This window comes from Tardiphaga sp., assembly GCF_044336785.1.
Lineage (GTDB): Bacteria > Pseudomonadota > Alphaproteobacteria > Rhizobiales > Xanthobacteraceae > Tardiphaga.
Genome location: NZ_JBIIOT010000150.1, coordinates 1 through 8302, shown reverse-complemented (window position 1 = coordinate 8302; position 8302 = coordinate 1). Strand labels below are relative to the sequence as shown.

The 8302-nt window shown below is 62.5% G+C and carries 8 protein-coding genes; 4 read left to right on the top strand and 4 right to left on the bottom strand.

All coding sequences use genetic code 11. From position 1 onward, the window contains the following. Nucleotides 1–21 precede the first annotated feature (21 nt). The 3 genes from ACIQ2A_RS24655 to ACIQ2A_RS24645 form a co-directional block, all read right to left on the bottom strand. Nucleotides 22–1716, bottom strand: a complete 1695-nt coding sequence (locus tag ACIQ2A_RS24655) for a thiamine pyrophosphate-binding protein (RefSeq protein ID WP_398484463.1) — start codon at nucleotides 1714–1716, stop codon at nucleotides 22–24. A gap of 185 nt (nucleotides 1717–1901) precedes the next feature. Then, nucleotides 1902–2222: a hypothetical protein gene (locus tag ACIQ2A_RS24650; protein WP_398484461.1), complete on the bottom strand. Its 321-nt coding sequence runs from the start codon at nucleotides 2220–2222 to the stop codon at nucleotides 1902–1904. A gap of 222 nt (nucleotides 2223–2444) precedes the next feature. Next, a complete protein-coding gene (locus tag ACIQ2A_RS24645; protein WP_398484459.1) occupies nucleotides 2445–3452 on the bottom strand; it encodes a class 1 fructose-bisphosphatase in 1008 nt (335 codons plus the stop codon). Between the two features lie 153 nt (nucleotides 3453–3605). Here ACIQ2A_RS24645 and ACIQ2A_RS24640 point away from each other — a divergent pair, with 153 nt between their 5' ends. Continuing rightward, entirely contained in the window at nucleotides 3606–4271 is a 666-nt protein-coding gene (locus ACIQ2A_RS24640) for a heme oxygenase (biliverdin-producing) (protein WP_398484457.1), read from the top strand. 109 nt (nucleotides 4272–4380) lie between these two features. On the opposite strand, the gene hemF is transcribed toward ACIQ2A_RS24640, so the two are convergent. Then, the gene (gene hemF, locus ACIQ2A_RS24635) at nucleotides 4381–5262 is read right to left on the bottom strand and encodes an oxygen-dependent coproporphyrinogen oxidase (RefSeq protein ID WP_398484465.1); all 882 of its coding nucleotides are present in this window, start codon (nucleotides 5260–5262) and stop codon (nucleotides 4381–4383) included. A 178-nt stretch (nucleotides 5263–5440) separates the two neighbouring features. On the opposite strand from hemF, the gene hemE reads away from it, so the two are divergent. The 3 genes from hemE to ACIQ2A_RS24620 all read left to right on the top strand — a co-directional run. Then, nucleotides 5441–6481 (top strand): uroporphyrinogen decarboxylase, encoded by a 1041-nt coding sequence (hemE, locus tag ACIQ2A_RS24630; RefSeq protein ID WP_398484455.1) that lies wholly within the window; start codon nucleotides 5441–5443, stop codon nucleotides 6479–6481. An 866-nt stretch (nucleotides 6482–7347) separates the two neighbouring features. Next, complete coding sequence (locus ACIQ2A_RS24625) at nucleotides 7348–7584, top strand: hypothetical protein (RefSeq protein ID WP_398484452.1); 237 nt, start codon at nucleotides 7348–7350, stop codon at nucleotides 7582–7584. 273 nt (nucleotides 7585–7857) lie between these two features. Continuing rightward, nucleotides 7858–8302, top strand: a 445-nt coding sequence (locus ACIQ2A_RS24620; RefSeq protein ID WP_398484450.1) for an ATP-binding protein, incomplete at its 3' end; no start/stop codon positions are given.

Genomic DNA, 8302 nt, shown 5'->3' with positions numbered 1-8302 from the left:
GCGGGGAGAGGTTATACGGCCCTACAAATTGGCGGCGCCGAAAACTTCCTTGTACCAATCCGCGATCAGCTTCGGATTGATGCGCCCATCGACGATGAAGACGCCTTGCGCGCCGTTCTCGACCCAGTGCTTCACGGCATCGAGATCGGCGAGCGTCTTCACCACACAACCATCCGCGCCATAGCCGCGTGCGATCGCTGCAAAATCGGTGACCGGAAATTGCGCCATCGCGGCGGAATAGCCTTCGGGCACGAAATGATGCACCTCGGCGCTATAGGCGCTGTCATTATAGATAAAGATGCAGATGCGCCTCTTCAATCGCACCGCGGTTTCCAGCTCCGCGATCGACATCAAAAAACCGCCATCGCCGACGGCCAGCACGGTCAGGCGATGCGGCTGCGTCACGGCGGCGCCGATCGCGCCGGCAAGGCCGAGTCCGATGGACTGGAAGGCAATGGGAATGCACCAGCCGCGATAATCCGGCACCGAGAGATAGCGCACCACCCAGCCCACGAAATGACCGCCATCGACCACGATCGTGCGGTCCTTTGGCAGCAGATCATCCATCGCCTTGCTGAGCGTGCGTGGATCGATATGCTCGGCCGTGCTCGTATCGTCATAGACGGAATGGCGATTGCTCTTGGCGTGGATCACGGCGGCAACATCCGGCGTGCGCCAACCGGGGCCGATGTCATCTCCACCGAGTGCGTCCAGCAAGGCCGTAGCGACCTGCGATGCATCGCCTTCCAGTTCGAGATCGACCGGACGATGCACACCTATACGTCCCTTCTCGACATCGACCTGCACGAGCTGGGCGTGATCGTCGATCAGCTTGCCCTTCTTCGTGGTCCACATGTTCAGCGACATGCCGAAAGCGAGGATCATGTCGCTTTGCATCATCAACTCGGTTGCGGCAGGCGACGAAAAGCCGCCGGCGACATCGAGATTCCACGGATGACCGGCAAACATGCCATGCGCCTGCACCGACGTCGCCAGCAGCGCGCCGAGTTTGTCGGCGAGTTGCACCAAAAGTGATTTGGCATCGGCGACGATGGCACCATGGCCAGCGAGGATCAGTGGACGCCGCGACGATTTGATCGTCGCGACAAGTTCGTCGAGCTTGGCCGCATCGAGTGAACGGCGCGGCGTGAGCGGCGGATGTCGCTTGCCCATGGTCGCGGTGACCGGCATCTCCTGCACATTGATGGGCAGGCTGAGCACCACGGGCTTGCGCTCCTTGATCGCGCGCGCGGCGGCATTCCAGGTTTCGAGATAGGCAGTCTGCGGATCGGTGATCTGGCGCCAGTCACCGCCGACGGCATGCACGAGCTCGGATTGATTAAACGCAAACGCCGATTGCTTGTCGCCGGTGACGACATCGCCGGCGAGCACGAGCAATGGCGTGTCGCTTTTCGCGGCTTCACCGATGCCGGTGATGGCATTGGTGAGACCAGGGCCGGCCGTGACGCTGACCACCACAAGATCCCGTGTCAGGCGCGCGGACACATCGGCCATGCTCACCGCGCCGCCTTCATGGCGCGCAGGGATGAATTCGACACCGAGATCGGTCAGCGCCAGCGTCACCTTGAAATTGGCGCCGCCGACCAGGCCGAAACAGCGCTTGGCGCCGATATCGGCGATCGCGCGCGCCACGGCGCGCCAGACCGGAATTGAATCGGGCGCGTTTGCAACCCGAACTGCTGAAGACGATGTCATGCGGTCACTCTGCTGAGGGCATTGATGGTCGCGACATTCAAGGATCGGGCCAGAAAGTTTAGGCCTAAAGGAATTTAGCAAAATCCCGGCGGTCCCGCCATCAGACTATCGTGACAACGACAAAACCGCCCTCGCCGGTCGCGGCGATGACGGTTTGCAATGCAATAGCTGAATATACGGACGGTTTAAGCTCTGCCGACTGCCGCCATGCTGAGCAAATCATCGACACGGCGCGGCGCCGCCGCGTCTTCGAGCGAGGCGCGCAGGGCTTCGATATCCGTCGCCTGCGGTCGCCAACCACATGGGCATCCGCCATCGTGATGGGCAGCAGCGACTTCGCGATAGGTCTGGCCGAGCGCCGAAGCCAACAGCTTCATCACCACATCGGGCGGCAGGCGCGAACTGTCCAGCACGCGGCAGAACGTGGTCATGACGGCCTGGTTGAGATAGGTCTGCGCGGAATTCTCGTCGGTGATATCGGCGGCTTTGACCGGCTGTGGCAGCATGAGCTTTCCCTTCGCGACCCCACGCCTGAATAGGCTTTGAGGTCGCACCGCTCAACCGCTTTCCGGGCTCCCGCGCTTAGAAGCCCTGTAGCTTTGAATCGCTCGAAATGTGAATCCGTAGGGCGGATGAGGCGAAGCCGTCATCCACTGCGGAGTTTCAGCTTTGAATTCGGCCGGCGGATTACGCTGCGCTTATCCGCCCTACGATGCCGCCAGCTGTAGTTATTCTGCTGCCTGCACGGCCACGCTATCCGCATCGCGATGCAGCGCTTCGAGACAGGCGACTTCATTCTTCGAGCCCATGATCAGCGGAATGCGCTGATGGATTGCGGTCGGTGCTACATCGAGAATGCGCTGGCGGCCATTTGATGCCGCACCGCCTGCCTGCTCGATGATGAAGGCCATCGGATGTGCTTCATAGACGAGGCGCAGGCGACCATCGCCGTAGCCCTTGCGCGCATCGCCGGGATACAGAAACACGCCACCGCGCACGAGGATGCGATAGGCTTCGGCGACCAAAGCTGCGATCCAGCGCATGTTGAAGTTCTTCGCCTTCGCGCCCTCTTTGCCGGCAAGGCACTGCTCGACGAAATCGCGCACAGGGGCTTCCCAGTGGCGATGGTTCGAAGCGTTGATGGCGTATTCGGCGCAATCGGCGGTGATCTGCACATTGGCGCGAATGCGCTGATAGCTGCGCGTGGCGCGATCGAGCGTGAAGATGTGAACGCCATCGCCAAGCGTCAGCACCAGCGAGGTCTGCGGACCATAGACGACGAAGCCGGCGGCGATCTGCGTGTGGCCGGGCGACGTGAACGGCACCTTGCCGGCGACAGATGGCACGATCGAGAAGATGGTGCCGACGGTCATGTTGGTTTCGATATTCGACGAGCCGTCGAGCGGATCATAGGCGATATCGATGAGGCCGCCGCCGTCGCGGATATCGGCGGTCTCCGCTTCCTCGGATGCGAGCGCGCCCCATGGGACATCCTTCAGCGCGGCGCGGACCATGTCATCGGCGATGACATCGAGATCCTTCTGCACGTCGCCATCGGCATTCTCGCTGCCCTGGGTCGCCCCCGTGATCCCGGCCAGGGCGCCGCGGCTGATCAGGTCCGAAATCTCGATGGATGCCTTGGCGAGGGCATCGACCGCAGCCGCGGTGGCCTGACGGAGCGGGTCCGTGCCGGCGAAGGTGGCGGTGTGGCGGAACAGGTCGAGCGGGGCGGTCATTGCGTCTCCGAGAGGCAGGTCTGGCCGTGGTTCTGACACGCAAGGATGCCGCCCGACAAGGCTGGAACCGTTCTAACCCGCGGAAACTTGTGGCATTTCCCGCGGCTGGTATGGTGCCGGCCGCAATTGACGGATGTTCTGACCGGAGACCTCATGACGACGCCCCAGCCCACCGCGCCCATCAGCGTCGTGACCGAGCTTTATCGCTCCACCAAGACCCAGCACACCGAGGCCGAGCGTTCCGGCATCATCAACGACATGCTGCGTGGCGAGGCCAGCCGCGAGGGTTACATCCTGCTGCAGCGGAACCTGCTGCCGGCCTATCAGGCGCTGGAGGCCGGGCTTGAGGCGCATCGCGATACGCCGCTGCTGGCCACGCTTGCCGCTTATCGGCTGGATCGCGCATCGGCGCTGAAGGCCGATCTGGAAGCGCTGTGCGGTGGCGATTTTGCGAAGGTGCCGGTGCTTGCCGAAGGCGCGGCCTATGCCAAGCGGATCGAGGATGCGGCGAAGGGCGATGGCGAACTGCTGATCGCCCATGCCTATACGCGCTATCTCGGCGATCTCTCGGGCGGCCAGATTCTGAAGAAGCTGCTCGCCAGGAAGCCGGCGCTGACGCCGAATGAGCTGACCTTCTACGACTTCCCCGCTTATGCCGATCTCGCAGCGCTGAAGAGCGACTATCGCACCGCGCTGGACGAGGCCGGGAAGCGCGCGGTGAATCCGCAGGCAATCGTGGATGAAGGATCGGTGGCGTTCCAGCTCAACACCGATATTTCCTGGGCGGTGCAGGCGGCGATCGAGAACGCGAAGGTTTAGTAGCAACTCTCACTGTCATCACCCGCGAAAGCGGGTGATCCAGTAAACGCAAAGGTCAGTGTCTACTGGATCGCCCGGTCAAGCCGGGCGACGACAGATTGAGTGAGCTTTATCTCCAGCTCACCAGTGGCGGCATCGAGCTCAAGATCGTCTCGGTGTTGCCGCCGGTCTGCAGGCCGAACATCGTGCCTTTGTCGTAGAGCAGGTTGAACTCGACATAGAGCCCGCGCGTTTCCAGCTGCTGGGCGCGCTCGTCATCCGTCCACGCTTCCTGCATCCGCGCGCGGACGATGCGCGGGTAGACAGCGAGAAACGCCTCGCCGACATCGCGGGTGAAGGCAAAGTCCTTGTCGAAATCATTGCTCAGCTGATCGTAGAAAATGCCGCCGACGCCGCGCGCTGTGCCGCGATGCGGCAGGAAGAAGTAATCATCGGCCCAGGCCTTGAACTTCCTGTAGTAGCCGGGATCATGCGCATCGCAGGCGGCGCGCATGGCATCGTGAAAGGTGATCGTATCCGGCGCATCGTCGCGGCGCTGCGCGGGCAGCATCGGCGTGAGATCCGCGCCGCCGCCGAACCATCCCACCGATGTGGCGAGAAAGCGCGTGTTCATATGCACCGTGGGCACGCGCGGCGAGCGCGGATGCATGATCAGGCTGATGCTGGTGGAGACGTAATCGAGCTGCCCGCCACCGCCCGGCATGGCGCGCGCCATTTCCGGCGACAGTTTGCCATTGGCCGATGAGGTGTGAATGCCGATCTTCTCGAACAGCCGGCCGCCGGAGAGAAAGCCGCCGACGCCACCGCCGCTGCCGGTGTTGCGCGTCCATGGCTTGAAGGTGAATTGCGCCGGACTGCCGGGGAACAGCGCCTCCGGCGCCTCGCGCTCCAGCGTCTCGACTGCACTGCAGATGCGATCGCGCAGGGATTCGAACCACACTCTGGCGCGGGCGCGCTGCTGATCAATGGTGGCTGCAATGTCTGAGGTCATCGGCTTCTTGGGAAATGGGATCGTATTGCTCATGCGCGTTATATGCGGCTTTGGTCCGCCATGACACCTTGAGATATATCAAGAATGCGGACACCCTGTGGCGCGCGCCTCGCCAAGCGGCATGCCAGCGTGTATCACGAGCCGCAGATCCCTCGTCCTCACTTGCGGAACATACCCTTTGTCCCAGCCTGCAAAGCCCTTTCTCGATGTTATCTGCGGCGCGCGCGCGAGCACGCCGCCGCTGTGGATGATGCGGCAGGCCGGGCGCTATCTGCCGGAATATCGCAAGGTGCGCGAGACCGCGGGCGGCTTCCTCGATCTCTGCTTCAATCCGGAATTCGCCACCGAAGTGACGCTGCAGCCGATCCGGCGCTTCGGCTTCGATGCGGCGATCATCTTCTCGGACATTCTGGTGATCCCCTATGCGCTCGGCCGCAGCGTGCGCTTCGAGGCCGGCGAAGGGCCGCGGCTCGATCCGCTGGACACGCCCGAGCAGGTGGCGACGCTCGCGCGCGAGGCGGATTTCACCAAGCTCGATCCGGTGTTCGAGGCGCTGCGCCGGGTGCGTGCGGCGCTCGATCCGAAGGTCACGCTGATCGGTTTTTGCGGCGCGCCGTGGACGGTGGCGACCTACATGGTGGCCGGGCGCGGCACCCCCGATCAGGGCCCGGCGCGGATGATGGCCTATCGGCATCCCGACGCCTTCAGCGCGATCATCGATGTGATCGTGGAGAACTCGATTGCATATCTGCTGCGCCAGCTGGAAGCCGGCGCCGAGGTGCTGCAGATCTTCGATACCTGGGCCGGCGTGCTGCCGGCTGCGGAATTCCAGCGCTGGTCGGTGGAGCCGACGCAGCGCATCGTCGCCGGCGTGCGGGCGAAGGTGCCGGATGCAAAAATCATCGGCTTTCCGCGCGGCGCCGGCGCGCTGCTGCCGTCTTATGTCGCGGCCACCGGCGTCGATGCCGTGAGCATCGACTGGGCCGCGGAGCCCGGCTTCGTGCGCGAGCACGTGCAGAGCCGCGTCGCCGTGCAGGGCAATCTCGATCCCTTGGTGCTGATCGCCGGCGGTGCCGCGCTCGATCGCGCGGTGGATGATGTGCTGGCGAATTATGCGGGCGGACGTTTCATCTTCAATCTCGGCCATGGCATCCAACCGGAAACGCCGGTGGCGCATGTGGAGCAGATGGTGAAGCGGGTCAGGGATTTTCGCGGGTAGCTCCCTCTTCTCCCTCCCCCAAGCAGCGCAGCTGCGCAGCCGGGAGGGTGGTGAGAAGCGAGCGTCCAGCGAGCTACGAGACGGGTGGGGTCTCTCCCCACGTGACGTCCGCCCGTGGGGAGAGACCCCACCCGGCGCGACGCGCCACCCTCCCCGCTGCGCGGCTGCGCCGCTTGAGGGAGGGAGTCCACGCGCTTCCGCGCGTCATGGCCTCAACCTGTCAAACAGCCACGTCAGTCCTGAAAACACGCGATTCCTGAAAACACGAGATCGCATTCTCGCGGCGCCCATGGCGTCCGAGCTATGAGCATTTCCCCTCGAAACATGAGGGGAGGCGGCACGCCGTAAGGCGCGTTTGGTAGCTTCTGACGCCGTCCGTGCCTGCCGGATCGCCGGCAAACCCGAACGACGCAACGCCTTACGGCGCGCCACCGCGACGTCTTGCCAGCCGAAGGACCGTTCTTCCGGGTACTGGGCGCTCGCTTTTCAGAAAGCCATCCGGCAGGTTTCCCTGCCTTCGCCCGCACCACGTCCAGCCGCGCTAGCGGCAGGGCCCCGTATTGGGCCCGGACGGTGACCTCCAGCCGCCCGAGTGCCGGGGGATACGTCCTCCCCCTGCCCGCAGGCGCCGCATCTCACTTCCGCTCAATGACGCCTCATGAAGCGCCCCTCGCGAAGGAGACGGCCGGATAACAACCTAAAGGCGATTTCTTGTCAAGAACAAAGTAGGAACATCAAGCGCGCGACGCCGGCGCCGGCCGCGCCACGGAGCGGAGACGGCGCCTGCCGCAACGGGCTGTTGATGGCATGCATGCCCTGCGTGCATGGGCTTTGACTCTTGGCACGGCGCCGTCCACAAGCCGCGCATGGCCAAGAAACCCGGTACCAATCCCAAAGGCGAATTCGCCTTTTTCAACGTCACTTATGTGGACGGCTCGCAGCGCTCGAACCGCCGCGTCCCCTCGGAGCTGCTCGGCGGCCTCGACGGCGACGAGCCGGCCAAGCAGGCGATCGCCGACCAGGACGCCGAGATCGCCGAGAAGAGCGGCAAGCCGCCAATCGAGATCGCCAGCGTGGAGCGCGTCGGGGCGAAGAAGAAGTAGGAGCTTCGCGCTAGCAGTAGATGGATTTGAAATGGCCGGGCTTAGTCCCGGCCATTTCAGTTTTTGGCATTACTCCGACCATTCAGCTACACGACTGCGTTGGCGCATATTCCAAGCTTCGGTACTTCACAGCTCAAACGGCAATTCCACGGAAACTTTGACCTGCAAGTTTAATACGCGCCTCAATCAGCCCGATAGCTTTGACGATGAGAACTAACCGCTGCTAGTGTGAGGCAACACTCATTTCTTAGAGATAATATTGGAGCGCTAGAAATGATCTCTAACCTCGACTTGCGCATCCAGACCCTCGAAATGAGCAATATTGGAGGATTCAAGAAGTTTGATGTAACCTTCTCCCCTAGCTTTAATTTGATATGCGGCGCGAACGGTGTCGGAAAGACAACAATTCTTTCCGTAATAGCGCGAGCATTTTCGTTTCATCAATCGAACCTCTTTCGACGACGAGCAGCAGCGACCATCCCAGGAAAATGGACGATTAAGGTTAGAGACCGCCATAATGACCTCACCTCTAGTGGCGAAGCGGCGGGCTTACTCCCCCAAGAACACGATAGCCTTATCAACCACGCAACACAGCAGCAGAGCAGATTTTTACTTCATTTCAAAGCAAACCGCGACTTCGTGTATTCTCGCCTCGAGGGAATTGGCAGAGATCCCAACACTGACCAGAGTTACTGGAGCGCCTCCGCAATTGAGGGCG